The following is a 26,427-nucleotide window of genomic DNA, read 5'->3' as shown; positions in this document are numbered from 1 at the left end:
TTAACGGGCCGGCGGCTACAACCGCACACGGCCCCCGAATCAGTTGAGACGAGAAGGATAGGCGACGCATGGCCCGAGCCCAGATGCGCGAACCGCAGAGCGAAGAGAACGAAGCCCAACCCGCAGCCGAAGAGCAGGAAGCCCAGGAGACCCCGGGCGAGGGTCAGGATTCCCCCGTTCTTGATCTGACCGACGCGGCCGTCAAGCGCATGATCAGGGCCGCCAAGCAGCGCGGCTATGTGACGCTCGACGAGCTCAACTCCGTCCTCCCCTCGGAAGAGACGAGCCCGGAGCAGATCGAAGACATCATGTCGATGCTCAACGAGATGGGCATCAATGTCGTCGAGAGCGAGGAAGAGGGCAACGACACCGCCAAGACGGCCAAGGACGAAGAGGCCGAGCCCTCCGAGAACCTGCCGATCAAGGTCGAATCCGAAAAGGCGCCGGCCGACCGCACCGACGACCCCGTCCGCATGTATCTGCGTGAAATGGGCCAGGTGGAGCTCCTCTCGCGCGAGGGCGAAATCGCCATCGCCAAACGCATCGAGGCCGGCCGCGAGGCGATGATCCAGGGCCTGTGCGAAAGCCCGCTGACCTTCCAGGCGATCATCATCTGGCGTGACGAGCTCAACGAAGGCAAGATCCTGCTTCGCGACATCATCGATCTCGAAGCGACCTATGCCGGTCCGGACGCCAAGAACAAGCAGCCGGTGATGTCGGACGAGAAGCTCGCGGAGCCCAAGAAGCCCGAGCCGATCAAGAAGCCGGAGCCGCGCCGCGCCATGCGCCGCGACGACGAATATGGCGACGTGCTGTCGCCTGAGGATTTCGACAAGCCGCAGGTCGAGGAAGACGACGAGGAGGGCGATGATGATCCGGGCGTTTCACTCTCGGCGATGGAAGCCGAGCTGAAGCCCCAGGTTCTCGAAACCTTCGACCGCATCGCCAAGACCTACAAGTCGCTGCGCAAGCTGCAAGACCAGGAAGTGGGCGACAAGACCGCTCTCTCGCCGTCGCAGGAGCGCCGCTACAAGAAGCTGCGCGACGAAATCATCGTCGATGTGAAGTCGCTGTCGCTGAACAATGCGCGCATCGAGGCCCTCGTCGACCAGCTCTACGACATCAACAAGCGCCTCAACGCGCTTGAAGGCCGCCTGATGCGCCTCGCCGAGACCTATAAGGTGCCGCGCGATGTGTTCCTGAAAGAGTATCAGGGCGAAGAGCTCAATCCGGAATGGCTGCGCCGCGTCGGAAGGCTCGCCAAGTTCGGCTGGAAGAAATTCGCCAATGACGAGAAGGAATCGATCCGCGTCATCCGCGAGGAGATCCACGAGCTCGCCACCGCCACCGGCCTGCAGATCCCGGAATTCCGCCGCATCGTCGCCATGGTGCAGAAGGGCGAGCGCGAAGCCCGCATCGCCAAGAAGGAGATGGTCGAGGCCAACCTGCGTCTCGTCATCTCGATCGCCAAGAAATACACCAATCGCGGCCTGCAGTTCCTCGATCTCATCCAGGAAGGCAATATCGGCCTGATGAAGGCGGTCGATAAGTTCGAATATCGCCGCGGCTACAAGTTCTCGACCTACGCCACCTGGTGGATCCGGCAGGCGATCACCCGCTCGATCGCCGACCAGGCGCGCACCATCCGTATCCCGGTGCATATGATCGAGACGATCAACAAGATCGTGCGCACCTCGCGCCAGATGATGCACGAGATCGGCCGCGAGCCGACGCCGGAAGAATTGGCCGAGAAGCTCTCGATGCCGCTCGAGAAGGTGCGCAAGGTGATGAAAATCGCCAAGGAGCCGATCTCGCTCGAAACGCCGGTGGGCGACGAGGAAGACTCGCATCTCGGCGACTTCATCGAGGACAAGAACGCCATCCTGCCGATCGATGCGGCGATCCAGGCGAATTTGCGCGAGACGACGACCCGCGTGCTGGCGTCACTGACGCCGCGCGAGGAGCGCGTGCTGCGCATGCGCTTCGGCATCGGCATGAACACCGATCACACGCTGGAAGAAGTCGGCCAGCAGTTCTCGGTGACGCGCGAACGCATCCGCCAGATCGAAGCCAAGGCGTTGCGCAAGCTCAAACATCCGAGCCGCAGCCGGAAGCTTCGGAGCTTCCTCGACAACTGATCACCAAAAGGCCGGCGAAAGCCGGCCTTTTTTGTTGGGGGCAACGATTTACTCCGTCAAGGACGATACGGTCGCCGAAATCGAGGGGCTTCCCAGGATTACGCCGGGAGCTCCAGATCCACTGATGCTCGCTGACGAGCGCAAGGTGGTGTTGTCCTACTACGTCGAGGACCCGACCGAAGCCGAACTGGCAAAGGCCTATAACCATTCCGACAGGATAGGCGGTCTTGATGTCTATGCAATTTTCCGCTTCCGTGGCGTGCATTCGCATATGTTCGGCTATCCCAATGAGGAGGCCGATCACGGCCATCCTCTGGCATCCCGTGGCTTTCGTTCATTCGGAATCTACGAGGTAGGCAAATCCAGTTGGATCGCGCGAATGGAGTGCATGAACAGCGTGCATCCCGCGCATACAAAGGAGATGTTCGATAACTTGCGCCATTTGATCTTCGGATTTCATGACTCGACATTCGAGATTTTGACACGAGAGTTCGATCTTGAACTGATGAGTGATGATTGGAATCGCATGAAGATATTTCCACGGATGCGAGAATTGTTGAGGCCGCGGAACGACGAAATCTGACAACTATTGGCTCTGGGAGAGTGTGGCTGTTCCTCCTTCGGTATATCGATGAAAGTCGCGCGATAGCGGGAGATGTCGACCACCGATGACCAGGACCGGCTTCCTGGACAACTGAACTTCATCGGAGCAAAAAGAATGCGAAAGAGCAGTCCATGACCAATCCCTTCGACGATGAGAGTGGAACGTTTCTCGTCCTGCCGAACGAGGAGGAGCAGTACTCGCTCTGGCCGTCTCATATCGACGTGCCCGCCGGGTGGCGGGTCGTTCACCCCGCGGATGGTCGCCGGGCATGCCTCGACTTCATCGAGAGCAACTGGACTGACATGCGCCCGAACAGCTTGCGCCTCGCCATGGAGAAGGCGGAGGCCACGGCGTCCGGCCAGCCGACCGACAAGATCAACCCCTCGGGTGAGGACAAGTAGTCCGGACTACTGGACGCGCCGTTGCTTCACTCCCCCTCCGGCATCTCGATGAAGGTCGCGTGATAGCGGGCGCTGTCGACGGCCGATGACCAGGCGCCGGTGAAGAGGACGATCAGCAGTACAGGTTTGTCGCCCTTGGCATCGGGTGGTGCGATGATGTCGCTGATCCACAATCCGGCCGGGCAATCATCCTTGGCGATCGCCCATTGATAGATGTGTTCGTTAAGCGCCACCGTCTTCGTTTCGGGAAAGGTGCGCTCGGCCGTGATGGTGAAGGTCACCGGAATATCGCGAGTGGGTGACTTAGCATTTTATGCATTTTTCACGCGCTAAAAGTCGGCCAGCCCGCCTCATTGGCAAGCGAACGCTGATCGTAGCAAAGCTCCAGAGTTTTTTGGCAAATTACCTCATGTTCACTGGTCCAGCTAGGGATTGGGCGGGGCGAGGTGCAGCTATCGCGATTAGCTGTTGCCATTACTGCATTTGGCATGCCCACCCGGGAGGTTCAGTTCTCCGCACGAGGAATTGTATTACTGTAACTTAGCATCTTCTTTTTGGCTGATTCTTGCGGCACAGAAATTAGAATTCATACTCCATCTCACATTATTAGTAGGCGCTGTCTCTATAATATGTTGTTTTTATGAGATTAATTTTTACTCAAACGGATTCTGCGTTTGCGTGGGCTAGATAAGTAGCTTTTCTTGCGTGCCCAGAGTGCGATTCGCCGCGTGGCCGCGCTCCACGGGAGTTATATTTTCTCAACGACGGTAGCGATGAAATTCTATGGCAGTTAGTGAACGGCGACATCGTCATAGACCAATGCGGGCAAACTGCGTGGTTCCTAATTCCGCCTTCGGCTCTAAAATTTTCTTATAAAATCAATATATTATGAGTTCAGCCCTCTTGGCCGGGCGCTTGGCGTCTTCTCTTGGGTCATCCACATCTGCGCTTGGCGTGCCCATCCGGGAGGTTCAGTTCTCCGCATGGCGTCCTGATTCGACCTAAATTAGCATCAACTAAACGCTCGCCAAGAGGGTCAAAAAAATTATCAAACATCGAAAAACGTACAGATTATCTGTAAAAATCATTTTTTCCTTTTCTAAAACAATGACATACTGGATGTATGATAATGATAGCTTTTATATAGCGTGGATAAACAATGTGTACCAAGAAATCTGGCAAGAGAGCGGCGATATTTCGTGCAATATCCAATATTCTTGCATATATTGTCGAATATTCCCTTGCGTAGCTGGCTGCATCTTATTATATGATTATCAAAATTAGTGAACGTGTGGTGTATCTATTTGTCAGTATGGAGTTTGAAATGATTGATGATCTGGCGGAAAGGCTGAGAAAGCTCGAGGAGCGAATCGAAAGACTCGAGCGGATTCTAGGAGGCGATGATGTGGAAACTCCACGAGCCAGAAAGCTGTCGGCCAAGGAGTTTTTGCTGACAAAGAATCCTAAGTCTGAAGTGCAAAAAGTGGTCGCGCTAGCATTTTTCCTTGAGCATCAGGAAGGGGTGGACGTGTTTAACGTCTCTGATCTGGAAGCTGCATTTCGCTCGGCTCGAGAGAGGCTTCCTAAGAATTTGAACGATGCCGTTAACAAGAATGTAGCGCGCGGATTCCTGATGGAGGCGTCGAGCAAGAAAGATGCAAAGAAGGCTTGGCAGCTCACGTCGACTGGTGAGCGCTTTGTGATGGAAGGAATGGTCTAGATCGGACGTTCCGATCCAAATATGGAGAGAAGAAAATGGCAAATGGTGTGCCGGTTGAAGCAATGACTAGGATCGTTGAGGTTTTGGAGCCGCTTTCCTCGGAAGATCGCTTGCGAGCTATACGCGCGGCTATGGTGTTGTTGGGCGAAACACAGCAGCTAGAGGTCGCGCCGGCTGTGGATTCCGACAATCAAGGTGCAAGCGCTACCAACCTGCCGTCTCGCACTCAGATGTGGATGAGGCAAAACGATGTCTTGCCGGAGGAACTGCAACAAGTGTTTCATCTGACCGCGGACGGCTTTGAGATGATAGCGCCTCGTTTGCCAGGAAAAAACCGCAAGGAGCAGACGCTTAGTGCCTACATTCTCACGGGATTGGGACAGTTCCTTGCAACAGGGGCTCCCTCATTTGAAGATCAACTTGCTAGAAAGCTGTGCGAGGTTTCTGGTTGCTACGACAACACAAATCATGCGACCTATCTGAAGAACAAGGGAAACGAGTTTACAGGCGCAAAAGATAAGGGCTGGACGTTAACCGCGCCTGGCCTAACTAGGGCAGCGCGCATGATCAAGGAACTCGCAAAAAGCCCATAGTGGCTCCTCTGTATCATTTCGAGAGTTGCGCTCGTTACATGTGCGGTTTGAAAAATTAATCCTTCTATGGCGACGGAGCAAGCATGGACGTTCGTTTTGGTCTGAAGATTGGGCACATTGAGATGGAATTTGAGGGGGCGAAGGATGTCTTTGAAGCCAAGATTGAACCCATTGTAAGAGAACTCGTTGAGTTTGGAATGGTCAATCTCAGTGTCGAGTTTCCTGGGAATCAGCTTGACGTTAATGGGGACAAACCAAAGACGCCTGCCCAGGCCATGACGGTTAAGTCTGTGGCAGCAAAACTTGGTGTCAAAGATGGCAGCTCGCTAGTCTCTGCCAGCGTAGCTTCTCTCGTTGTGCTGAGGATGAAGCAGACTGTGACGCGGCAAGAAATTCATGACGAAATGAAACAGGCCATTGGGTACTACAAGACTACTTATGGCAGCAACCTTAGTAGCTATCTTGACACTTTGGTGAAGCAGGAAGTCTTAATAGAAGTCTCAAAAGACGTGTACGCGATGAAGGAATCTGAGCGGCAGGTTATGGAGCAGAAACTTGCTGGCTGATGGCGATCTTAAGCGCTGGCTCCATCGGGAGTTGCCGCAGACGGACAAGTTACTTTTGATTTTGGCGGTGATCGATTCCGCCTGTCAGATCAACGATATGCGAAAGCGTGCATTTGAAGCCGGCTTCGCTCTACCAAAACACTGGAACCCATCGAAAACATTGGGGCGTGCGAAAGGCTTGGCAATACGCACTCCCAAAGGATGGGAGATTACAGACGCAGGCAAAGAACACCTAAGAAACCTTGGGGTGTCGTCACTGAGTGTTGCTGCGGTTCATGTGGCGGTTAATTTGAGATCGCATCTTTCAAAAATCAAAAATCCTAATACCCGAGCTTTTGTTGAAGAGGCAATTAAGTGTTACGAGTTGGAGCTGCATCGTTCAGCAATCGTGATGTCTTGGATCGCTGCTGTTGACATTCTGTATAACACCGTCTTGGCCAAGTTTGCCCCTGCCTTCAACAAGGAGGCAAGACGAGTTGATGCAAGATGGAAAGACGCCATGTCAATTGATGATTTTGGGAGGATGAAAGAGGCCGATTTTCTGGATAGATTGGCCGCAATCTCCGCAATCGGAAAGAATGTAAAGGCGGAGTTGAAGAACTGCTTGGATCGGAGAAATGGTTGCGGTCATCCGAATTCACTGAAAATCGGACCTAATACGGTAGCTCATCATCTGGAAATCTTAATACTGAATGTCTTTGAGCCTTTTCAGTAGAAGAGGAGCTCTTGTCATCCGATTCACTCCCCTTCCGGCATCTCGATGAAGGTCGCGTGATAGCGGGCGCTGTCGACGGCCGATGACCAGGCGCCGGTGAAGAAGACGATCAGCAGTACAGGTTTGTCGCCCTTGGCATCGGGTGGCGCGATGATGTCGCTGATCCACAATCCGGCCGGGCAATCATCCTTGGCGATCGCCCATTGATAGATGTGTTCCTTGGCTGCCACCGTCTTCGTTTCGGGAAAGGTGCGCTCGGCGGTGATGATGAAGGTCACCGGAATATCGCGCGGCTCAGGCGCCGCGTTCACACAATCAGGAAGCGGGTCGGTGGTTTTGGCGCTGATCGAATAGACGAATTGCTGGTCCGGAATGGCGCTCGGAATGGTCGGCCAGACGACGAACTTCAAGGGTGCGTCCTTGCCGTCGACGGGCGAGCGTTGCGTCATCGGCACGCCGGCAAGTCGGCGGCCTTGTGTCCCGATCTCGAGCGCCGAAAGCTTCGCCGCTGCCTCCTCACGCACCACCTTCCGGAGCTTGCCGAGCTCGGGCGCGCCTTCTTCCGTCCGTAAGGATTCAATGTCGATATCGGGCTTGTTGGTGTTGTCGGGCAGATCGGCGATGAAGCCGAAGGGGAAGCCCTCCACGGTCTTGTTGGTCTCGCGGTCGATGACGAAAATCGCGGCGTCGAGCGCGTCGCTCGCAATGTCATAGCCATATTGCTCATAGGCAAAGTAGCGGCCGTCGGGCGAGAAGCCGAGGATTTCGATGTCGGGTGCGTCCGACTGCTCGCGCGCGGCGAGCGGCGTGGCCGACAGGAAGAGGGCACAGAAAAAAGCGAGCAACACGTGGCGCATCAGAGACTCCGAGCAAGGGCAGGCGAGACTAGCGCGGCTTCCGGGAATGGGATAGGTCCGTTCCATGCCCTGCGCCAAGCCTATTGCGGGCAAAGCGGCAAGGGTTCAGTCTATCGGAAACAATTACGCAGGTCTGACATGTCCTTTCTAAAATCCCTGTTTGGTCTTGGCGGCGATAAAGCGGCGGGCGATGGGCCGGTGGCCGCGGCCAAGGAAACCGAGCATAAGGGCTTCATCATCCGCGCCACGCCTTACAAGGAAGGCGGCCAGTTCCAGACCGCCGGCACGATCTCCAAGGAAGTCGATGGGCAGATGAAGGAATACAAATTCGTGCGTGCCGACCGCTTCTCGACGCTCGAAGAGGCGGCCGACCTGTCGCTGTCGAAGGGTCGCCAGATCGTCGACGAGCAGGGCGAGCGGATGTTCAAATAGGCCCGCGCCCGCCTGTTCCCCAAAACGTGACCAGATCGTGAGGAGGCTTCCATGACCGCTCGGAAATATGCACGACTGGCCGGCGTCATCTTCGCCATCATCGCCATTCTGCAATTGCTCCGCGCTTTGACCGGCTTCGAGATATCGGTGGATGGCGAGGCCATGCCGATGTGGCCGAGCTGGATCGCCGCGGTGGTGGCGGGGTTTCTGGCCTATCTCGGACTGACCGCAGGGGATTGAAGTAAGAGCCCTCACCCGGCCTTCGGCCACCCTCTCCCATTGCTGCGCAACGGGAGAGGGGGAATGCTAGCAAGGGCAGTCGCTCACGCCGCTTCGAGGGCCTGGCTCAAGGCGTCGCCGAGCTTGCCTACCTCCATGCCGGTGAAGTTTTTTGCGACTTCGGCGGCGACCACCTTGCGCAGCTCATCGCTCATCGCCTTGCGAAGCGTGCCCAAAGAAGTGGGCGCTGCCGCAACGATCAAGGTCGAGAATTTTCCCTCGCGCAAATCTTCCGCCAGGCCGTCGGCGACTTCCTTCATCAGGCGGTCTTCGGCCTGCTGATGCAGGTCGGTCGGCTCGATCGAGGAGCGGCCGGGTCCGATGCCCGAATGGGTGCGGCCCGGCTTGTCGGTGCCGAGATCGCGTGTCGGCGGCACATTCTGGTCGTGCTTGCGCAGCACTGTCAGCCTGGGTTGCAAGGTCGTTCCGTCATTGCGCAAAATCAACGCGCGCCCGCCATCGGTGGCGACGATCCAATCCTTGTATTTCAGACGGTCAACGGCCATTCAGTTCTCCTTTGCTTCATCCACCTGATGTAAACTCAGCGCAGCAGCAATGGTTTCCCAGATGCGTCAGCTCCAGAACGAATTGGCGATCTCTACCCGAGGTCAGGGTTTTACCGAGATCACCGGCGAAGCGCGCCGCTTCGTCGAGGCGAGCGGCATGGAGACCGGCCAGCTCACGCTCTTCGTGCAGCATACATCAGCCTCGCTGCTGATCCAGGAAAATGCCGATCCCGATGTGCGGCGCGATCTGAACGAGTTCTTCCGTCGGCTGGTGCCGGAAGGGGCGAGCTGGATGGTCCATCGCAGCGAAGGACCCGACGACATGCCAGCCCATATCAGGACCGCGCTGACACAAGTGTCGCTGACGATTCCGATCGCGCGCGGTGAGCTGATGCTCGGGACATGGCAGGGCATCTATCTGTTCGAGCACCGCGATGCGCCGCATCGACGCCGGGTATTGCTGCATCTGATCGGAGAATAGAGAAAGCCGCTCCGGCAGTTGCCGGAACGGCTCGCGGTGGTTGCTCCCGGAAAATCAGGCGGCGACGGCGGTGGCGAGATGGGGACTTCTCACCGCCGAGACCAGTGAAGTGACCCGGGCCGTCGCCTTCTTCAACGCGCTGTCAGTGGCCTCCGGGCCCATGCCTACACCTTCCACGCGGATGATCTCGACATCGGTCAGGCCGATGAAAGCGAGCGCGGTGCGCAGATAGGGGATGGCATGATCCATGCCCGCCGCCGGACCGTCCGAATAGACGCCGCCCGAAGCCAGCACGATATAGACCTTCTTGCCGGTGAGATGGCCCTTGGGACCATCCTTGTCGTAGGAGAAGGTACGGCCGGCGCGGGCGACATGGTCGATCCAGGATTTCAGCGTCGAGGAGATGCCGAAATTGATGAAGCCGGTGGCGAGAATGATGGTGTCGGCGGCGAAGAGCTCATCGACCGCGGTGTCGGAGGCGCTCACCAGCTCGGCCTGGCGGGCGTTGCGCTTGTCGGCCGGCGTATAGATGCCGGCGGCATAGTCCGAATCGATATGGGGCAGCGGGTTGGCGGCGAGGTCGCGCACCACCAGCGAGGCCGACGGATCGGCGTCCTGCAGTTTGTGGGCGAGATCGGTGGCGATGCGGGTCGAATGCGAGGCGCTGCCACGGGGGCTCGAGGTGACGAGGAGGATGGACATGGGTTTGGGCTTTCGCGTTGAAGAGGTTGAACTGACGCGATGAATATGTGCCTGGCCATCCATCTATAAAACTGGCATAATTTATATGTAATCCATCTGGTATTTAGATATATGCAGCCCAATCCAACCCTGGACCAGCTTCAGATCCTGCTCGCGGTGGCGGAAACCGGGAGCTTTTCGGGGGCCGGACGGAAGCTCAACCGGGCCCAGTCGGTCATCAGCTATGGCATCGCCAATCTCGAGGCGCAGCTCGGGGTAAAACTCTTCGAGCGCGAGGGCACGCGCGAGCCGCAACTCACCGAGATGGGCAAGGCGGTCCTTGAGGACGCCCGCCGGATGACCGGTGTGCTGCAGCATCTGCGCGCCCGCGTCGAAGGGCATCATCAGGGCCTCGAAGCCGAAGTTGCGATCGCCATCGACCCGGTGCTGCCGGCGCCGGTATTCATCCGTACACTGAAGGACTTCGCGGTGCGGTTTCCGACCGTGGACTTGCGTCTCACCATCGGATCTCTCGGTTCGATCGTCGATCAGGTGATGAAAGGGGAGGCGGATATCGGGGTGGGCGGCGTTCCGGGCGAGGCGGATGTGCGGTTGATCGAAATCGGGCTCGTCACCATGGTGCCGGTGGCGGCGCCGCAGCACCCGCTGGCGCGGCTCACAGGGCCGGTGACGCTCGAGCAGTTGCGCGAGCATACGCAGCTCGTCGTCACCGATCCGTCGCAGCGCACGCGCGGTCGGGACTTCAGCGTCTTCGCCTTCCGCACCTGGCGGCTCAGCGACATGCATACGAAACATCTGATGATCCGCGCCGGTCTCGGCTGGGGCGGCCTGCCGGGCTGGATCATCGCCGAGGACCTGAAAAAAGGCCTGCTGGTCGAGCTCGATCTCGAACCTTTCGGACAGGTGCAGGGGCCGTTCTACGCCATGCATCGCACCGACCGGCAGCCGGGGCCGGCGGCGTCCTGGCTGATCGAGACCTTCAAGAGCCAGCTCGGCTGCTTCAACGAGGCGGTACCCGGCGGCATCCTGCCGGACGGCCTTGATGATGTGGGCATGCGCGGGTAGATGAAAAGGTCAAAGAGAGGGAGAAAGCCATGCATTATAGCGGCGGATGTCATTGCGGGCGCATCGCCTATGAATTCGACAGCGAGGCCCCGGTCGGCGAGGTGATCGACTGCAACTGCTCGCTCTGCTCCAAGCGCGGGCATCTTCTCGCTTTCGTACCGCGCGACAAGTTCACCTTGAAGACGTCCGAGAAGGATCTCGCCACCTACACCTTCAACACGCACCGCATCCGCCATCATTTCTGCCCGACCTGCGGTGTAGGTCCCTACGGCGAAGCAAAGGCGCCCAATGGCGTGGCCATGGCGGCGATCAATATGCGCTGCGTCGACGGCTTCGCGCCCGATCAGGTTGCGATCAAGAAATTCGACGGGCGCAGCAGATAGGTCAAGCCATGGAAGTTCCGGTCCTGGAGACGCCGCGGCTCCGGCTGCGGGCGCATGAAGTCGCCGATTTTCCCGACGTCATGGCGATGTGGTCGCTGGATGCGGTCACTCATTATATCGGCGGCAAGCCGATGCGGCCCGATGAATGCTGGACGCGCATCCTGCGTTATCGCGGCCTGTGGCCGCTGGTGGGCTTCGGCTATTGGGCGGTCGAGGAGAAGGCGTCGGGGCGTTTCGTCGGCGATGTCGGCTTCGGCGATTTCCACCGCATGATCGAGCCGCCGATCCGCGGCTTTCCCGAAGCCGGCTGGGTGCTGGGACCGGACTTCCACGGTAAGGGTTATGCATCGGAAGCGGTGGCGGCGGCGCTCCACTGGCTCGACCAGGCCGGTAAAGGCCGCAGCGTCTGCATCATCGATCCCGCCAACAGACCATCACTCAGGATCGCCGAAAAGAGCGGGTTCCGCGAATATCAGCGCACGATCTTCATGGGCGACGAGGTCATCCTGCTCGAGCGAGCATAGACGGTTGGTCGCAGGCTCTTCCGTATGAGTGGGGTTCTGCGTTAGCCTTGGCCATGTCCAGGCTCTTCCCGCATCTCTTCACCCCCTTCCAGGTCAAAAAAACCGAGTTCCGCAACCGGATCTTCTCGACCGGTCACGATACTTATCTGCCGGAGAACTACCTGCCGTCGGAGGCGCTCACCGCCTATCACCTGGCACGCGCCCGGGGCGGAGCCGGGCTCATCGTGGTGCAGGTCGTGGGGGTGCATGAAACGGCGCGCTACACCGATGATCTGCTGATGGGCACCGAGGACAGCTGCATCGGGCCCTTCGCCAAGATGATCGATGCCATCCACAAGGAAGGCACCAAGGTCTTTGTCCAGCTGTTCCATCCGGGACGCGAATTGCTGGGCCGGCCGGAAGGCGTGGCGCAGGCCGCCTTCGCGCCGTCCTTCTCGCCGTCCGAGCGTTTCCGTACTGCGCCCCGGCCAATGTCGCTCGCCCTCGTCGAGGAAATCATCGAAGGTTACGGCCAGGTGGCGCGGCGCATGGCGGAAGCGGGCGCCGATGGCGTCGAGATCGTCGGCAGCCATGGCTATCTGCCGGCGCAGTTTCTCAATCCACGCGTCAACCGGCGCGAGGACCGTTTCGGCGGTTCCCTCGAAAATCGCATCCGGTTCGTGAAAGAAGCGGCGCAGCGCGCCCGCGCGCTGGTGCATGACGACTTCATCATCGGCATGCGGCTGTCGGGCGAGGAGCTCGATGTCGACGGACTGCAGGAGGACGAGACGCTCGCCGCCTGCCGGCTGCTGAAGGACGATCTCGATTATTTCAACGTCATCGCCGGCACGTCGGCCTCACAAGGTGGGGCCATTCACATCGTGCCGCCGATGCTGATCGAGAATGCCTATGTGGCGCCCTATGCGCGCAAGCTCAAGCAGGCGATCGGCAAGCCGGTCTTCGTGGCGGGCCGCATCAACCAGCCGCATGAGGCGGAAAAGGTGATCGCCGAAGGGGCCGCCGATATGTGCGGCATGACGCGGGCGATGATCTGCGATCCGGGCATGGCCAACAAGGCCAAGGCCGGCGCCACCGACGATATCCGCGCCTGCATCGCCTGCAACCAGGCCTGCATCGGGCATTTCCAGCTGGGGCTGTCGATCTCCTGCATCCAGCATCCGGAGACCGGGCGTGAGCTTGCCTATGGCGCAAAACCCAAGACGGGGCAGCGCAAACGTGTGATGGTGGTGGGCGGCGGACCCGGCGGCTTGAAGGCGGCGGCGGTGGCGGCGGAGCGCGGCCATGAGGTGACGCTTTATGAAAAAGAGACGCAGCTCGGCGGCCAGGCACGTTTCGCCCAGCTTCTGCCGGCGCGCGCCGAATTCGGCGGCATTATCACCAATCTCACCCGCGAGGCGGAGCTTGCCGGCGCGCGCATCGTCAAAGGCAAGGCGGTGACGCCGGACTTTCTCAAGAGCGAAGCGCCCGATGCGGTGGTGCTCGCGTCGGGTTCGGTGCTGCAGCGGCCGCCGGCCGAGATCGGCGAGGATGCCCATGTCCTGCATGCGGTGGAGGTGCTGAAGGGCGCCAAAACCGGCGCCCGCGTCGTCATCTATGACTGGCTCGCCGACTGGATCGGCCTCGGCATCGCCGAGAAGCTCGCCGGTGAAGGCGTCGATGTGCGCCTCGCCGTCAACGGGCTCAGTGCCGGCATGGCGATCCAGAACTACACGCGTGACGCGCATCTGGCGCGGCTGCATCGGGCCGGCGTGAAGATCCTGCCGATGATGCGGCTCTACGGCGCCGATGCGACGACCGCCTATTTCGTCCATACGACGGCGCAGGAGCCGGTGGTGCTGGAAGATGTCGACACGATCGTGCTCGCCTGTCCGAACGCGCCGGAAGATACGCTTACCGAAGCGGCGCAAAGCTTCGAGCATTATCTGGTGGGCGACTGTCTGTCGGCGCGCACCGCCGAGGAAGCGGTCTATGAAGGCTTGAAAGCGGGGATGGCAATTTGAACCTCAATCAGATCAGCGTACCGGCCAGAGACATCAAGGCATCGATCGCCTTTTATCGGAGACTCGGCCTGACGCTGATCGTCGAGACGCAGATCTATGCGCGTTTCGAATTGCCGGATGGCGAGGCGACGATGTCGCTGCACAAAACCGATGCCGCATTGGGCGAGGAGGGCATCTATGTCTATTTCGAATGCGCCGATCTCGATGCGCGTGTGAAGGCGCTGCAAACCGAGGGCATCGTGTTCGAGAACGAGCCTGAGGACCAGCGCTGGCTGTGGCGCGAAGCCTGGCTCAAGGATCCCGCCGGCAACTGGCTGTGTTTGTATCTGGCTGGCGAGAACAGGAAGAACCCGCCGTGGCGGATCACAGAGTAGAATGGCCAGCGCTTTTCCCGAAATCATCCTGGTGCGGCATGGCGAGACGGAATGGAGCGCCAGCGGAAAACATACCGGGCGTAGCGACATTCCGCTGACGGCCAAAGGCGAGGAGGCCGCACGCCGGCTGGGCGACAGGCTGCGCGACAAGAGCTTCACGGCCGTCTGGTCGAGCCCGTCGCTGCGGGCGCGCCGCACGGCCGAGCTGGCGGGCTTCATTGCCGAGGTGAAGCCCGATCTCGCCGAATGGGATTATGGCGCCTATGAAGGGCTGAAGACGAAGGAGATCCTGCTCGAACGGCCCGGCTGGAGCTTGTTCCGCGATGGTTGTCCGAAGGGCGAGAGTGTCGCCGATGCGGGCGCCCGTGCCGACCGGGTTGTGGCGGCTTTGCGCGTGGCGGGCGGCAATGTGCTGGTATTTTCGTCGGCGCATTTCCTGCGCACGCTCACCGCCCGCTGGCTCGGCCTTGCTCCCGCGGACGGCGCGTTGTTCGTGCTCGACACCGCAAGCGTGTCGGTTCTGGGCTACGAGCACGACATGAGCGAGCCGATGTTGCGCCGCTGGAACCAGACTTAAGCGCGCGGCGCGTAGGTGCCGAAGCACCAGATGTGGCCTTCCGGATCCTTGCAGATGAAATCGCGGCTGCCATAGGGTTGGTCGGCGAGGCCCATGACGATCTCGGCGCCGGCCGCTTTGGCGGTGGCGTGGACGGCGTCGGCATCCGGCACAGCGATATAGATGGCCTGGCTGTTGGCGCCGAGCTCGCTCGGCGGGCGCACCAACTTGCCCAGCACGCCATCGTCGCGCTGGCTCGACATCATGAGGATCGAGGAACCGAAAGCCATCTCGGCATGCACGATCTTGCCGTCATCGCCCGTATAGACGACGTGTTTCTTGAAGCCGAAAGCACGTTCGAGCCAGTCGAGCATTTTGGGCGCGTCGCGATAGCAACAGACCCCGGCATAGACGATCGGCGTGTCGGTGGTGGGCATCTTGTCCATGATCAATCTCCTCTTGGTGTGAGACGATCATGAACCTCGTTTGCGGCCCGGTCTTGAAGAAATGTGACCTGCATTCCCGGCCGTCGAGGCACGATAATAGATCTCAAGCGGCAATTCGAGCTCCACGCCGGGTTCGGCGCGGCCCTGCAGCAGGTCGAACAGCAGGCGGGCGCAGAGCTGGCCACCTTCGCCACCTTGTGTGTTGATCGCGGTGATCGGGGGCTGGGCGGCGAGCGTGGCGCTGCTGTCGACGCCCGAGGCGATGAGCATCCGGCTGCCGATGCGCACGCCGTCCGAGGCGAGCGCCTGCGCCACCGCGGCGGCGACGCCGTCGCCCGCGCCGATGAAGGCATCGATCTCGGGGGCGTCCGTCACCATCGCGCGGGCGATTTCCTGCAGGCGCGGCGGCGGCGCCGCGAAGGGGGCGAGCGCCTGATGCGGCGCGACATCCGCCGCGCGGCACCAGTCGGCATAGGCCTGCTGGACGGCGAAGGACCATTCGGAATGGGTGGTCGAGGCGATGAGCGCCGGATGACGGGCGCCGCGCTCGGCGAGATGCTCGAGCAGCAGCGTGAAATAATGCGCGTGGTTCGACCACACGACGCCGGTCGTCTGGCGGGGGCCCAGCAGCCTTTCGGAGGAGACGATCGGCAGGCCGGTATCGAGCAGCCTCTGGATCATGGGATCCTCGGCCACGGGGTCGATGAGGACGATGCCATCGACATGCGGCGCATAGCCGTGTTTCGCATGGCCCGACGCGACGATCAGGGTGACGTCGTAGTCGAAGGCCGCCGCCTCGTTCACGACGCCATAGATGAAGGACATATAATGTTCGGTATGGGCGAGCACCTGCGGGATATAGAGGCCGATGGCGCCGGTCGTCGCGGTACGCAGCGAGCGCGCCGAGCGGTTGATCGAGAAGCCGAGGCGCGCCGCGGCGGCCACTACCGCCTCACGCGTTGCCGGCGATACCCGCCCATGCCCGCGCAGCGCATCGGATGCCGTCGTCTTCGCGACGCCGGCCGCCTGCGCCACATCGATGATGGTGACCGCGCCCGCGGGCGGGGCCGGCTTCCGGGTCATTCCGTTTGTTCCTCCTTCAGAACACCTGCCAGGATTCGCGCCTCACCGTACAGGGGCCGCCTTCGTGAAATTCGAGCCGCGACCGTTCGAGATCGAGCGCGATCGTGATCAGCGACTGCCAGCGATTCTCGAAGGAGAGTGCGGGGTCGGGATGGCAGCAGATCGGCGCACCATCGGCCTGATGCACGAGAAGGCCCGCCACCCGATCCACCGGATCGATGGCGGCCAGCAGCGCGCGCCGGGCCTGGAGATGCTCGAGCCTGGGAAAGGTGCTCGACTCCGTGGGCGAAAGCTCGCCCGCCGCCAGCCGCCGGTCGAGGAAGTGGTTGGTGTGAAGCAGAAAGCCGTCTTCCGGCGCCTGGAGCGTCGCATGGCCGCCGGAGCTCAATTCCACCTGGGCGGCATCCGCCTTGCCGTCGGCATAGGAGACGATGGTGAGGACGGTCGAGGCGGAGACGTCCGCCGATTGCGCGATCGCCACGGCCTCGGCGAGAGTGCTCGCGCCGTCGAGAACCGCGCGGGCCACGGCATGGACGGGGACACCGATCCCCTCACCGTCGCTGGCATGATTGAGAATGTTGAAATGCACCCCGATGCCGGCGTCGTTGAGCCCGATCTTGCCGAGGATGCCGAACTCGGTGAAGTAGCGCACCGTCCGGCCATCACGTGTCGGATAGCGCACCACCAGCGTGTTCTCGTTCGAGACATCATGCCAGTCCCAGGTCTGGATGGTGCGGGGAGGGCCGTCCTCGGGAAGGATCACCGAGGTCGAGCATTCGCCTTCGCCGATCGCCTTGACGGTCGCGAGGATTTCGGTGCGGGCATTCAGCATGCCGATCTGCCAGAGCGGGATGCCGGCGCCCTTGGCAGATCCATGCAGCTCGGCGCCGAGATCGGGCGCCCAGCGATCGATATGGGCGAGTGCCGTTTCACCGAGTGCCGGCAAGCCGGCTTCGTCGACGCGGACGGCGCGGAACAGCTCCCGATATCCTTCGATATTCGCGATGATCTCACCGGCGAAAGCGTGTCCGATGGCCTCGCCCCGGCGGAACGGGTCCAGCTCATCCGTCTCGTAACGATGGACCGTCATCGGGCGCTCGCCAAGACGGCGTCCCAGGCAAGCTCCGAGGCGACCGATGCGAGCGCGATGGAGTTGATCGCATGCTCGCCGAGACGTGTGCTGCCCGCCGGCGGCAGCTCGACCTCGTCGGTCGTCAAGGCGAACAACGTGTCGCCGTCATGGTTGGTGTGGAAGGGTTGGATCGCCCGATGCATGGAGGAATGCACCTGGCGGCCGAACAGCCGCAGCTCCTTGTCGTCGAGGCGCACATTGGTCACCACCGCGGTGACCGTCGTGTTGCCGGCGGCGGTGGTCGGCGTCGTTCCTTCGCGCAGCGCACGCTCATAGTCGACGACCGGCAGGCGGCGCTCGCCTGTCGCGCGGTCGTAATTGCCGCGCAGCACGGTGCCGTCGCGGCCGACGACGACGCCGACAGGATTGACGATGGTGACGATGAGGATGCGGATAGGACCGAGCTTGGCGAAAGCGGCGCCTTGGCCCGTAAATTCGCAGCGCGCCAAGTCGATCTTGCCGGCTGAGGCGCTGATGCCGGCGCCGACACGGCCGACAGGAATCCAGTCGCTGCGCGCCGCCCGGTAGGCCGCCCGGCCGAGCGCCGCGTCAGGCACGATGCCGGTGTCGCGGGCGGCGAGGTCATAGATCACCGCGCCCGATGTCGAGCGCAGGTCCTGCCAGCTCACGCGGTTGCCTTGCTGCGCCAGCATCTCCTCGCTGACGCCGGTCGCGGCCGCGAGGCCATAGGACGATCCGCCGGCAAAGCAGATGGCGTGGTTGAGATCCTCATAGCGGCCGATGATGCCGATGGCGCCGCCGCGGGCATCGACGGCGGTGCGGGCGCCGGCGGGGATGGAGATCACCGTGGCGCCGGTCGGTCCTTCGACATATTCGGCGGTGCCGACGGCAATGCCGGGGAAGTCGAAGGCCACTTTGCTCCGGCCTTCGCCATGCGTCGGCACGAGATCCACATCCCGGTTGCCGGGGCGCTTCTCCCAGAAGGGCGGCGGTGTCAGACGATGGGGCAGGCTGTCGTCGTAAAGCGGCATGGTCGATCCCTTGTTCATCTCGCGGCCCTCAGCACCGCATCCCAGGCGAGCTCGGAGGCGAAGCTGCCGAGCGCGATGGAGTTCATCAGGCCATTGTCGCGATCGGGCGGCGGTGCGAGCTCGACCTCATCGGTCGTCAGCGCGAACAAGGTGTCGCCGTCGAGCGCCGTGTGGAACGGCTGGATGGCGCGGTTCATCGAGGAATGCACCTGGCGTCCGAAATGGATGAGCTCCTTGTCGGCGAGACGCACATTGGTCACGACGGCGGTGACGGTCGTGTTGCCGCGCGCCGCCCGCGCCGGCTGCGATTGCTCCAGCATCTCCAGGCAGTCGTTCGCCAATGGGCGCCGCCGGCCGCTGACGGCATCATAATTGCCGCGGACCACCGAGCCGTCGCGATCGACGATGACACCGACCGGATTGACCACCGTGACCACCAGCACGCGTGCCTCACCCGCTTTACCGAAAGCGGCGCCCTGGCCGGTGAATTCGGTCCGGGCATGGTCGATCTTGCCGGCGCTGGCGCTCGCCCCGGCGCCGACGCGACCGACCGGGACAGAACCATGGGCGGCGGCGCGTATCGCCGCTTGGCCCAGCGCCGCATCCGGGACAATCGCATTGTCGCGTGCCGAGAAGTCGTAGATCACCGCGGTCGAGACGAGCTTGAGATCATCGACCGAGCCGCGATTGCCGTGCTGCGCATGCAGCTCGTGGGCGACGCCGGCGCCGGCGGAGAGGCCATAGACCGATCCGCCGGTCAGGCAGATGGCATGGGCGAAATATTCGAAGCCGTTGCTCATGCCGATGGCACCGCCGCGGGCATCGATGGCAAGCCGGGCGCCGGCCGGGATGTGGATGACGGTCGCGCCTGTCGGGCCTTCGGCATAGTCGGCGACCCCGACCGCGATGCCGGGAAAGTCGTATGCGACAAGATCCTTATGGCCGCCGGTGCGCGGAACGGGTTTTATCTCGTTATTGCCGCGGCGTTCGCCCCAGCTGGGGACGCCGCAGAGACGATGGTCGCTGTTGGTGGTCACAATGCCTCCAGAAGTTGACGGGAATATTCATGTTGCGGCCGCGCATAGAAGCGCGATGTCTCCGCCAGCTCGACGATCTGGCCCCTGCGCATGACGGCGATGCGGTGCGCGATGTAGCGGACCGCCGCGAGATCATGCGAGATGAACAGCGCGGCGAAGCCGTGCTCGACCTGCAGATCGGTGATGAGATTGAGGATCTGCGCCTGGACGGAGACATCGAGGGCGCTGACGGCCTCGTCGAAGACGAGGAAGCGCGGTTTGGTGATCAGGGCCCTGGCGATGGTGACGCGCTGGCGCTGGCCACCGGAGAGCTCATGCGGGAAACGCTGCGCGAGAGCGCGGTCGAGCCGGACCTTGTCGAGCATCGCTTCAACCGCCGCCTGATGGCTCGCCAGGGATGAGCGGTCGAGTGCCGCGAGCGGCTCGGCGATCGACAGCCCGACCCTGAGCCTGGGATTGAGCGACCAGAGCGGATTCTGCGGCACGGCCTGGAGAAGTCCGATCCGGTCTTTGCGATCGCCGAAAGGCTTGCCGAGAAAGCGCACATGGCCCGATGTCGGGCTGCGCAGACCAAGCGCGACGCTGGCGGTCGTGCTTTTGCCTGAGCCGGATTCGCCGACCAGTCCCAAGGTTTCACCGGCATGCACCGCGAATGTCACATTACGCATCGCGGCGATGACCGAATGATGAGGGCCCCAGCCGCTGGTGAAGGCGGTGGTAACGTCGTCGAGCGCCAGAACCGGCTCGTTCATCTCCCGCCTCCCACGGCCAATTTGGCGGAGGGCATTTCGGTGCCTGATGCGGCGGGATCGAAGGGCCTTGTGCCGATACGCTGACCGGGCTCCGCCCGGGCCGGGTCCGATGCCGCCAGCGCGATCGTGTAGGGATGCGTCGGATGGCGCAGAACCTGCGCGGCCGGGCCATCCTCCATCACCTTGCCGCCATACATGACGACGACCCGCTCACACCAGCGGCTGACCGAGCGCAGATCGTGGCTGAGCCAGAGCACGGTCGCGCCGGCTTTGGCGGCGAGGTTGAAGATCAGCTTCGTCACTTCGGTGCGGACATGGCTGTCGAGGGAGGCGGTCGGCTCATCGGCCACCAGCAGACGTGGCGTTCGCGCCATGGCCATGGCGATCATGACGCGCTGCGCCATGCCGCCCGAGATCTCATGCGGAAACAGGCGCAGCACGCGGTCGGGCTCGCTGATCTGGACGCTGTCGAGATGGTGCCGAAGGCTGGCGGTGTCGCTGGGCAGGCCGTGCAGGACGAGCTCGAGCTGGCGGCCGATCCGCATGGTCGGATCGAGGGCGGCGACCGGATCCTGCGGGATGTAGCCGAGGCATTCACGGCGCAGCGCGCGCAGGCGCTGATCATCGAGCGCCAGCACATCCTGTCCGTCGATGCGAAGCTGTCCGCCGGTCACCCTCGCGCTGCGCGGCAAGAGGCGTCCGGCGAGAAGACCGAGAGTCGTCTTACCGGATCCCGATTCACCGACGAGACCGACGGTCTCCCCCGCATCGACGCGCAGAGTTGCGCCATCGAGCGCCAGGACGCGGGCGCCGTTGCCCGGATATTCGATGGTCACATTCTCGATGTCGATGATCGGGCTCATGTCAGCGACCTCGCTTCGCGCGGGTCGAAGCGATCGCGCAGGCTGTCGCCGATGAGGTTGATGGCGAGGATCGCGATCACCAGGATGGCGCCGGGCGCCAGGATCAGCCATGGCGCCTTCACCATGTAGACCGCGCCTTCCTGCACCAGGAGCCCGAGAGAGGCGTGGGGCACCTGGACGCCATAGCCGAGGAAGGACAGCCCGCCTTCGACGAGGATCGCGACGGAGAGCGCATAAGTCCCCTGGATCGCGATCGTCCCCGCCACATTCGGCAGGATGTGTCGGATCATGAGCGTGCGGGTGCCGACACCGCTGATGATGGCCGAGGTGATGAACTCGCGCTGCGCCACCTGGCGGGCGGCTTGGCCGACCATGCGGGTCATCAGCGGCACGGTGACGAGAACGATGCTGGCGAGTGCGGCGATGGAGCCGGGACCGACGACGGCGGCGACCAGGATGGCGAGCACGATGGCCGGGAAGGCGCAGAGGATGTCGCCGATCCGCATGATCGTTCCGCCGATCCGGCCGCCGTAATAGCCGGCCATGATTCCGCTGATCGTCGCGATGAGCGCCGCCAGCACGACGGCGGCCGCCGAGAGGAGGAGAGTGGTGGTGACGCCGGCGAGAAGCCGCGGCAGCACCGACCGCCCGAGATTGTCGGTGCCGACCGGAAAGGCCAGCGAGGGCGGCTGCAGGCGCCGGCCGACGATGTCGGTCGGACTGCCGCCGAGCCCGAACCAGCTGCCGAGAAGGGCTGCGATGATAAGGGCGGCGAGGACGTATATCGCGGCTCTGGTGAAGCCGTCGAAGGAGGCGACATAGGCCCAGGCCCGCGCCACGGGGCCGCGCCGTCGCGCCATGGGGGTGAGGGCCGTCATGCCCCAGGCCCCGCTTTGGTGACGGCAACCCGGGGATCGATGATGCCGGTGAGGATATCGACGAGAAGGCTCATCAGAACGAAGATGGCGGTCGTCAGAAGCACGACGGCCTGGATGACCGGGTAGTCGCGCCGCCCGAGTGCCAGCACGAGATAGGAGCCGAGGCCGGGAACGTTGAAGACCCGTTCGACGATGATGGCGCCGCCGAGGAGATAGGCCATGATGATCGCGGTGAGAGTGAGGACCGGAATGAGCGCGTTGCGCAGCACATGATGCCGGATGATGAAGCCCGGCGTTTCGCCGCGCGCGATGGCGGCCGCGATATGGGGTTCGACCAGGACGTCGATCACGGCATTGCGGGTCGCCCGCGCGGTGGCGGCGATGCAGGGGATCGCCATCACCAGCGCGGGCAGGAGCAACGAGACGATGCCGGCGCCGAAATCCTCCGCCGGCGACACGAAGGTCCCGACGGTGAGGCCGAAATCGAAGTGGGAAAACAGGAACACCACGACCGAGCCGACGACGAATTCCGGCAGGCTGATGCCGATTGTGCTGACGATGCGGGTCGCGGCACTGCGTCGCCCATCGGCAACATGGCAGCCGGCATAGACGCCGAGCGGCACGCCGATGGCGATGGTGAGCACCATGCCCATCGCGGCGAGAAGGGCAGTGATCGGAAGACGCGAGGCGATTTCCTCCCGGACCGGACGCTGGCTTGCCAGAGACAGGCCGAAATCACCCTCGAGCGCGTTGCGCAGCCAGAGGACATATTGCTCGGGCAGGCTGCGGTCGAAGCCGAAGCTTTCGCGCAGCTCGACCCGCGCCTCCTCACTGGACAGCGGCCCGAGCACGGTGTTGGCATAGTCTCCGGGGAGGCTCCGTCCCGCCGCGAAGATGAGGAGGGAGGCGCCCAGGAGGACGATGACCGCGCTGAAAAGGCGTCCCGGAAGCCAGCGCAGGATGCGCATCGTTATTTCGTTCCCGTCAGCCGGAAATCGGTGATGTAGCGCAACAGATTGCCGTAGCCTTCATTCGTGTTGATGGTCGGACTTACCTTGTCGGTACGATAGGCGATGACGCCCGGGCGGGTCATCAGCGGAATCTGCTCGGCCCCCTTGTCGACCGCGGCGCAGAGCTCCGTCAGCACCTGATCGCGCGATGCTCCTTGCGGCTCCTGGCTGGCCTTGACGACCAGCGCATTGAGCTCGGGCGATCCGGTCATGTAGCGGGCGGTGAAGGTGGCCTGCTCGGTGTTCCACCAGCGCGAGACCATGGCGGCATCGCCATATCCGGCATACCAGCTGATGCCGATATCGGCCGTTGCGGGCTGGTCCGAGCCGTAGAATTCAGCGACATAGGCCGGATCGTCGACGACCTTGATCTCGATCGTGATGCCGAAACGCTGCAGCTGCTGCTGGATGATCTGCGCGATCTGCGCCGGCGCGCTTTCCTCGTTCCAGGTCGTCAGGCTGAGCTTGATGTTCGTCGCCCCGGCATCGGCAAGGAGCTTGCTGATCTCTGCATCGCTCAGCGTCGCCGAGGGCAGCTTGGCGGGATCGCAGGCGCCCGGCAAGGTGACCGGCGTCACACCCGTCGTGAGGCCCAATCCGGCGAGCGCCAGATCGGAGAGCTGGGCCCGGTCGATCGCGGCGTTGACGGCAAGCCGCACGCGCTCGTCGTGCAAGGGCGAGGTCGGGTTCTTCGAGTTGAGGATCAGATAGTAGAAATCGGTATTCTGCTGCTTGACGACGCGCGCCTGGGGCGAGCCGGCGAGAAGATCCAGCGCGTCGGCGTTGTTGAAGAAGGCGTAGTGCGCGCTGCCGTCGCGGATCGCCGCCAAGCGGTTGGCTTCATCGGCCACGATCTCGATGTCGATGGTGTCGACGCCGATCTTCGCCGCGTCGGGATGATGCGGATTCTTGGTGAAGGTCCAGGATTCGTCCTGGACATGGGCTGTCGCGACATAGGGTCCGGTGCCCACCATTTGTTTGCTGAGATCGATGGTGCCGGCGCGCGCTTCCTTCACCGGCAGGATGGCCGCCGGCGTATTGGCGAGCGCGCCGAGGAGGGCGGTGTAGGGGGCGCTAAGACGGATCGTCACCTGATGCGGACCGGTGATGTCGACCGAGGCGATCGGGCCGAGCTGCAGCGCCCAGGAGGATTTGCTTTCCTGGAGCATCTCGATGCTGCCTTTGACGTCTTCCGCGGTCATCGGCCGGCCATTGGAGAAGACCGCATCCTCGCGAAGGTCGAACACATATTCGGTCGGGCTGACGATCTTCCAGGACTTGGCGAGGCCGGGGACGAAGCCGAATTTCTCGTCGACCTTCACCAGCGTTTCATAGGACAGGCCCATGAGCGTCCATGACCGCGCCGTCGTGGCGACGCGCGGATCGAGGCCCGCGGCGGCGACGGTATCGTAATCAAGATAGACACGCAGCGTGCCGCCGGCCGGCAGGTTCATGTCCGCCACGGCCTGAAAGCCCGGGGCCGCCTCTTCCGCGGCCGCGCGGGGGATAGTCGCGGGAACGATATTGGATAGCAGGAAAGCTAGGACAACAGCTCCGGCGGTGGGCAGCTGAATTCGCATGCTGGCGTCTCCCTATTGGCTCGTCGCATTGGCTGCGCTCGTTTTGCCGGATCGTTCCGGCAACTAGGGAAAGCTAACCGCCTTGCCGGCCGTCGTCAAGCATCTCGACGCATGACGACGGCAAGGATCGTGAGGGGACGCGGAAGATCAGCGCGTGCCGATGGCGAAAGAAGACTTGGTTAGGCGAACCACCAGCGGTCGGCGGCGCGGCCACCATCCATGTTGAGATTGCCGGCAACCGTGCCGGTGGCGATCTTGTCGGAGGTGGCATCGATCACCGCCGGGAAGAGCGGGACGATGGTCGAACCTTCCTCGTTGAGGATGCGTTGCATCTCGCCATAGATCGCCTTGCGCTTGGCCTCGTCGAGCTCGGCACGGCCCTGCTTCATCAGCTCGTCGAAACGGGCATTGGACCAGAAGCTTTCATTCCACGGCGCCTTGGTGCCATAGGCCAGCGAGAAGATGCCGTCGGGCGTCGGCCTGGCGCCAAAGTAGCTCGCGCAGAAAGGCTTCTTCTGCCAGACATTCGACCAATAGCTGTCGGCCGGCTCCTGCACGGTTTCGATGTCGATGCCGGCCTTGGCGGCGCTTTCGCGATAGAGGGACGCTGTGTCGGAACCGATATCGAGGATGACGTTGGAGGCGCTGAGCTGGACAGTGAGCTTGTCGAGCCCGGCCTTCTTCAGGTGGAAGCGTGTCTTGTCGGGATCATAGGCGCGCTGCGGCAGGTCGGCGGCGTAATAGGGGCTCGAGGGCGGGATCGGATGGTCATTGCCGACGACGCCATTGCCGCGCAGCAGCTTGTCGACGAGCTCCTGGCGGTCGAGCGCAAATTTGAGGGCGAGGCGCACGTCGTTATTGTCGAAGGGCGCCACGGTGGCATGCATCGGCAAGGTCATATGGGCGCCGCTCTGCACCTTGATGACCTTGACGGCGGGATTGCGTTCGATGAGGCTCAGCGTCTTGAGATCGACGAACATCACCGCATCGAGATCGCCGGTCGAAAGCGCATTCATGCGCGCGGTGCTGTCGGAAATCGCCAGGCATTCGACCTCGTCGAAATTGCCATGGCCTTCCTTCCAATAATTGGCGAAGCGGGTGCCGGTGCAGCGCACACCCGGATCGAAGGTCTTCATGACATAAGGGCCGGTGCCGATGCCGTCATTGAAGTTGGTCGTGCCGGCAGGGAGGATCTGGGCGTGGTAATCGGCGAGCGCGAAGGGGAAGTCGGCATTCGGCTCCTTCAGCGTGATGATGAGCGTGTCCTTGCCGTCCGCCTTCATGTCGGCGATGCCGTCGAGCGTCGGCTTGATCGAGGATTTGGAGTCAGGCCGCGTATGAAGGCCGAGCGAGAAGATGATGTCCTCTGGGCTTAGCGTCTTGCCATTGTGGAATTCGACACCCTTGCGCAGTTTGAATATCCATTTGCGCGCCTGATCGGTGCCTTCGTAGCTTTCAGCGAGCTCAGGCCTGAGCTTGAGATCGGGGCCAAGCTCGACCAGATTGCTGCGGCTCTGCCAGCTCATCATGCCAGGTGCGATATCGGCGAAGGTCGAGGGATCGAAGGCATCGGAGATCGAGGCCCCGACAATGGCATATCTGAATTTGCCGCCCTTGCGTGGCGCCTGGGCGCGGGCCGGCGTGATGCCGCCCATCAGGCCCGCCGCGGCAAAGGCCGACATGCCGGCCAGAATCTGGCGGCGGTTCGTCATGATAGTTTTCGTCATTCCATCCTCCCCAGTTATATTTGATTATTGC

Annotated in this window: 31 protein-coding genes; 16 read left to right on the top strand and 15 right to left on the bottom strand. The window is 62.0% G+C overall.

The window, feature by feature from the left end; genetic code table 11:
* The first annotated feature begins 83 nt into the window (after positions 1 to 83).
* The 3 genes from rpoD (at position 84) to JHL16_RS13215 (ending at position 3,143) form a co-directional block, all read left to right on the top strand.
* A complete protein-coding gene (gene rpoD, locus JHL16_RS13225) occupies positions 84 to 2,138 on the top strand; it encodes an RNA polymerase sigma factor RpoD (protein WP_200187130.1) in 2,055 nt (684 codons plus the stop codon).
* 124 nt (positions 2,139 to 2,262) lie between these two features.
* Positions 2,263 to 2,721 (top strand): hypothetical protein, encoded by a 459-nt coding sequence (locus JHL16_RS13220; RefSeq protein ID WP_200185311.1) that lies wholly within the window; start codon positions 2,263 to 2,265, stop codon positions 2,719 to 2,721.
* A gap of 152 nt (positions 2,722 to 2,873) precedes the next feature.
* A complete protein-coding gene (locus JHL16_RS13215) occupies positions 2,874 to 3,143 on the top strand; it encodes an MbtH family protein (RefSeq protein WP_200185310.1) in 270 nt (89 codons plus the stop codon).
* A gap of 26 nt (positions 3,144 to 3,169) precedes the next feature.
* Here the strand turns inward: JHL16_RS13215 and JHL16_RS13210 are convergent, their stop codons facing one another.
* Positions 3,170 to 3,424 (bottom strand): hypothetical protein, encoded by a 255-nt coding sequence (locus JHL16_RS13210; protein WP_200185309.1) that lies wholly within the window; start codon positions 3,422 to 3,424, stop codon positions 3,170 to 3,172.
* A 1,043-nt stretch (positions 3,425 to 4,467) separates the two neighbouring features.
* Between JHL16_RS13210 and JHL16_RS13205 the strand changes: the two genes are divergently transcribed.
* The 4 genes from JHL16_RS13205 to JHL16_RS13190 all read left to right on the top strand — a co-directional run bounded on the left by JHL16_RS13205 (position 4,468) and on the right by JHL16_RS13190 (position 6,737).
* Positions 4,468 to 4,863, top strand: a complete 396-nt coding sequence (locus tag JHL16_RS13205; protein ID WP_200185308.1) for a hypothetical protein — start codon at positions 4,468 to 4,470, stop codon at positions 4,861 to 4,863.
* A 35-nt stretch (positions 4,864 to 4,898) separates the two neighbouring features.
* Positions 4,899 to 5,456, top strand: a complete 558-nt coding sequence (locus JHL16_RS13200) for a hypothetical protein (protein ID WP_200185307.1) — start codon at positions 4,899 to 4,901, stop codon at positions 5,454 to 5,456.
* 83 nt (positions 5,457 to 5,539) lie between these two features.
* Positions 5,540 to 6,022, top strand: coding sequence for a hypothetical protein (locus JHL16_RS13195; RefSeq protein ID WP_200185306.1), 483 nt, complete (start codon positions 5,540 to 5,542; stop codon positions 6,020 to 6,022).
* The gene (locus tag JHL16_RS13190) at positions 6,012 to 6,737 is read left to right on the top strand and encodes a hypothetical protein (RefSeq protein WP_200185305.1); all 726 of its coding nucleotides are present in this window, start codon (positions 6,012 to 6,014) and stop codon (positions 6,735 to 6,737) included. Before JHL16_RS13195 ends, JHL16_RS13190 begins: the two co-directional genes overlap by 11 nt.
* A 23-nt stretch (positions 6,738 to 6,760) precedes the next feature.
* On the opposite strand, the gene JHL16_RS13185 is transcribed toward JHL16_RS13190, so the two are convergent.
* Positions 6,761 to 7,594: a hypothetical protein gene (locus tag JHL16_RS13185; RefSeq protein WP_200185304.1), complete on the bottom strand. Its 834-nt coding sequence runs from the start codon at positions 7,592 to 7,594 to the stop codon at positions 6,761 to 6,763.
* A gap of 138 nt (positions 7,595 to 7,732) precedes the next feature.
* Here JHL16_RS13185 and JHL16_RS13180 point away from each other — a divergent pair, with 138 nt between their 5' ends.
* Entirely contained in the window at positions 7,733 to 8,026 is a 294-nt protein-coding gene (locus JHL16_RS13180) for an HlyU family transcriptional regulator (RefSeq protein ID WP_200185303.1), read from the top strand.
* Positions 8,027 to 8,077: 51 nt separating this feature from the next.
* Complete coding sequence (locus JHL16_RS13175) at positions 8,078 to 8,266, top strand: hypothetical protein (protein WP_200185302.1); 189 nt, start codon at positions 8,078 to 8,080, stop codon at positions 8,264 to 8,266.
* 83 nt (positions 8,267 to 8,349) lie between these two features.
* Here the strand turns inward: JHL16_RS13175 and JHL16_RS13170 are convergent, their stop codons facing one another.
* Positions 8,350 to 8,811: a baeRF12 domain-containing protein gene (locus JHL16_RS13170; RefSeq protein WP_200185301.1), complete on the bottom strand. Its 462-nt coding sequence runs from the start codon at positions 8,809 to 8,811 to the stop codon at positions 8,350 to 8,352.
* Between the two features lie 61 nt (positions 8,812 to 8,872).
* On the opposite strand from JHL16_RS13170, the gene JHL16_RS13165 reads away from it, so the two are divergent.
* On the top strand, positions 8,873 to 9,292 hold the full coding sequence (locus JHL16_RS13165) for a secondary thiamine-phosphate synthase enzyme YjbQ (protein ID WP_200185300.1): 420 nt from the start codon (positions 8,873 to 8,875) through the stop codon (positions 9,290 to 9,292).
* A 54-nt stretch (positions 9,293 to 9,346) separates the two neighbouring features.
* On the opposite strand, the gene JHL16_RS13160 is transcribed toward JHL16_RS13165, so the two are convergent.
* Entirely contained in the window at positions 9,347 to 9,994 is a 648-nt protein-coding gene (locus tag JHL16_RS13160) for an FMN-dependent NADH-azoreductase (RefSeq protein WP_200185299.1), read from the bottom strand.
* Positions 9,995 to 10,105: 111 nt separating this feature from the next.
* Here JHL16_RS13160 and JHL16_RS13155 point away from each other — a divergent pair, with 111 nt between their 5' ends.
* The 6 genes from JHL16_RS13155 to JHL16_RS13130 are packed head-to-tail and all read left to right on the top strand — an operon-like array spanning position 10,106 to position 14,917.
* Positions 10,106 to 11,059: a LysR family transcriptional regulator gene (locus JHL16_RS13155; RefSeq protein ID WP_200185298.1), complete on the top strand. Its 954-nt coding sequence runs from the start codon at positions 10,106 to 10,108 to the stop codon at positions 11,057 to 11,059.
* Positions 11,060 to 11,088: 29 nt separating this feature from the next.
* Positions 11,089 to 11,442: a GFA family protein gene (locus JHL16_RS13150; protein WP_200185297.1), complete on the top strand. Its 354-nt coding sequence runs from the start codon at positions 11,089 to 11,091 to the stop codon at positions 11,440 to 11,442.
* Between the two features lie 8 nt (positions 11,443 to 11,450).
* A complete protein-coding gene (locus tag JHL16_RS13145; RefSeq protein WP_200185296.1) occupies positions 11,451 to 11,966 on the top strand; it encodes a GNAT family N-acetyltransferase in 516 nt (171 codons plus the stop codon).
* 53 nt (positions 11,967 to 12,019) lie between these two features.
* Positions 12,020 to 13,966 carry an oxidoreductase gene (locus JHL16_RS13140; RefSeq protein WP_200185295.1) on the top strand — a complete coding sequence of 649 codons (1,947 nt, stop codon included), beginning with the start codon at positions 12,020 to 12,022 and terminating at the stop codon, positions 13,964 to 13,966.
* The gene (locus tag JHL16_RS13135; RefSeq protein WP_200185294.1) at positions 13,963 to 14,340 is read left to right on the top strand and encodes a VOC family protein; all 378 of its coding nucleotides are present in this window, start codon (positions 13,963 to 13,965) and stop codon (positions 14,338 to 14,340) included. Before JHL16_RS13140 ends, JHL16_RS13135 begins: the two co-directional genes overlap by 4 nt.
* Before the next feature lies 1 nt (position 14,341).
* Positions 14,342 to 14,917, top strand: a complete 576-nt coding sequence (locus JHL16_RS13130; protein WP_200185293.1) for a histidine phosphatase family protein — start codon at positions 14,342 to 14,344, stop codon at positions 14,915 to 14,917.
* Here the strand turns inward: JHL16_RS13130 and JHL16_RS13125 are convergent.
* The 11 genes from JHL16_RS13125 to JHL16_RS13075 form a co-directional block, all read right to left on the bottom strand.
* Positions 14,914 to 15,342, bottom strand: a complete 429-nt coding sequence (locus JHL16_RS13125) for a VOC family protein (RefSeq protein WP_348647207.1) — start codon at positions 15,340 to 15,342, stop codon at positions 14,914 to 14,916. The genes JHL16_RS13130 and JHL16_RS13125 overlap by 4 nt on opposite strands.
* 27 nt (positions 15,343 to 15,369) lie before the next feature.
* Complete coding sequence (locus JHL16_RS13120; protein ID WP_200185292.1) at positions 15,370 to 16,425, bottom strand: LacI family DNA-binding transcriptional regulator; 1,056 nt, start codon at positions 16,423 to 16,425, stop codon at positions 15,370 to 15,372.
* Between the two features lie 16 nt (positions 16,426 to 16,441).
* Complete coding sequence (locus JHL16_RS13115) at positions 16,442 to 17,515, bottom strand: C45 family autoproteolytic acyltransferase/hydrolase (RefSeq protein ID WP_200185291.1); 1,074 nt, start codon at positions 17,513 to 17,515, stop codon at positions 16,442 to 16,444.
* On the bottom strand, positions 17,512 to 18,567 hold the full coding sequence (locus tag JHL16_RS13110; protein ID WP_200185290.1) for a P1 family peptidase: 1,056 nt from the start codon (positions 18,565 to 18,567) through the stop codon (positions 17,512 to 17,514). Before JHL16_RS13110 ends, JHL16_RS13115 begins: the two co-directional genes overlap by 4 nt.
* A complete protein-coding gene (locus tag JHL16_RS13105; RefSeq protein WP_200185289.1) occupies positions 18,564 to 19,586 on the bottom strand; it encodes a P1 family peptidase in 1,023 nt (340 codons plus the stop codon). Before JHL16_RS13105 ends, JHL16_RS13110 begins: the two co-directional genes overlap by 4 nt.
* Positions 19,583 to 20,338, bottom strand: a complete 756-nt coding sequence (locus JHL16_RS13100) for an ABC transporter ATP-binding protein (protein WP_200185288.1) — start codon at positions 20,336 to 20,338, stop codon at positions 19,583 to 19,585. Before JHL16_RS13100 ends, JHL16_RS13105 begins: the two co-directional genes overlap by 4 nt.
* Positions 20,335 to 21,201, bottom strand: coding sequence for an ABC transporter ATP-binding protein (locus tag JHL16_RS13095; RefSeq protein ID WP_200185287.1), 867 nt, complete (start codon positions 21,199 to 21,201; stop codon positions 20,335 to 20,337). The genes JHL16_RS13100 and JHL16_RS13095 overlap by 4 nt, the downstream gene beginning before the upstream one ends.
* The gene (locus JHL16_RS13090; protein WP_200185286.1) at positions 21,198 to 22,079 is read right to left on the bottom strand and encodes an ABC transporter permease; all 882 of its coding nucleotides are present in this window, start codon (positions 22,077 to 22,079) and stop codon (positions 21,198 to 21,200) included. The genes JHL16_RS13095 and JHL16_RS13090 overlap by 4 nt, the downstream gene beginning before the upstream one ends.
* A complete protein-coding gene (locus JHL16_RS13085) occupies positions 22,076 to 23,047 on the bottom strand; it encodes an ABC transporter permease (protein WP_200185285.1) in 972 nt (323 codons plus the stop codon). The genes JHL16_RS13090 and JHL16_RS13085 overlap by 4 nt, the downstream gene beginning before the upstream one ends.
* A gap of 2 nt (positions 23,048 to 23,049) precedes the next feature.
* Entirely contained in the window at positions 23,050 to 24,543 is a 1,494-nt protein-coding gene (locus JHL16_RS13080) for an ABC transporter substrate-binding protein (protein WP_246771024.1), read from the bottom strand.
* 305 nt (positions 24,544 to 24,848) lie between these two features.
* Positions 24,849 to 26,396, bottom strand: coding sequence for an ABC transporter substrate-binding protein (locus JHL16_RS13075; protein ID WP_200185283.1), 1,548 nt, complete (start codon positions 26,394 to 26,396; stop codon positions 24,849 to 24,851).
* Positions 26,397 to 26,427: the final 31 nt, after the last annotated feature.

This window comes from Taklimakanibacter albus (assembly GCF_016595235.1).
GTDB lineage: Bacteria > Pseudomonadota > Alphaproteobacteria > Rhizobiales > Aestuariivirgaceae > Taklimakanibacter > Taklimakanibacter albus.
Note: the sequence above shows the minus strand (reverse complement) of the source record. Positions and strands in the feature narration are given on the sequence as shown.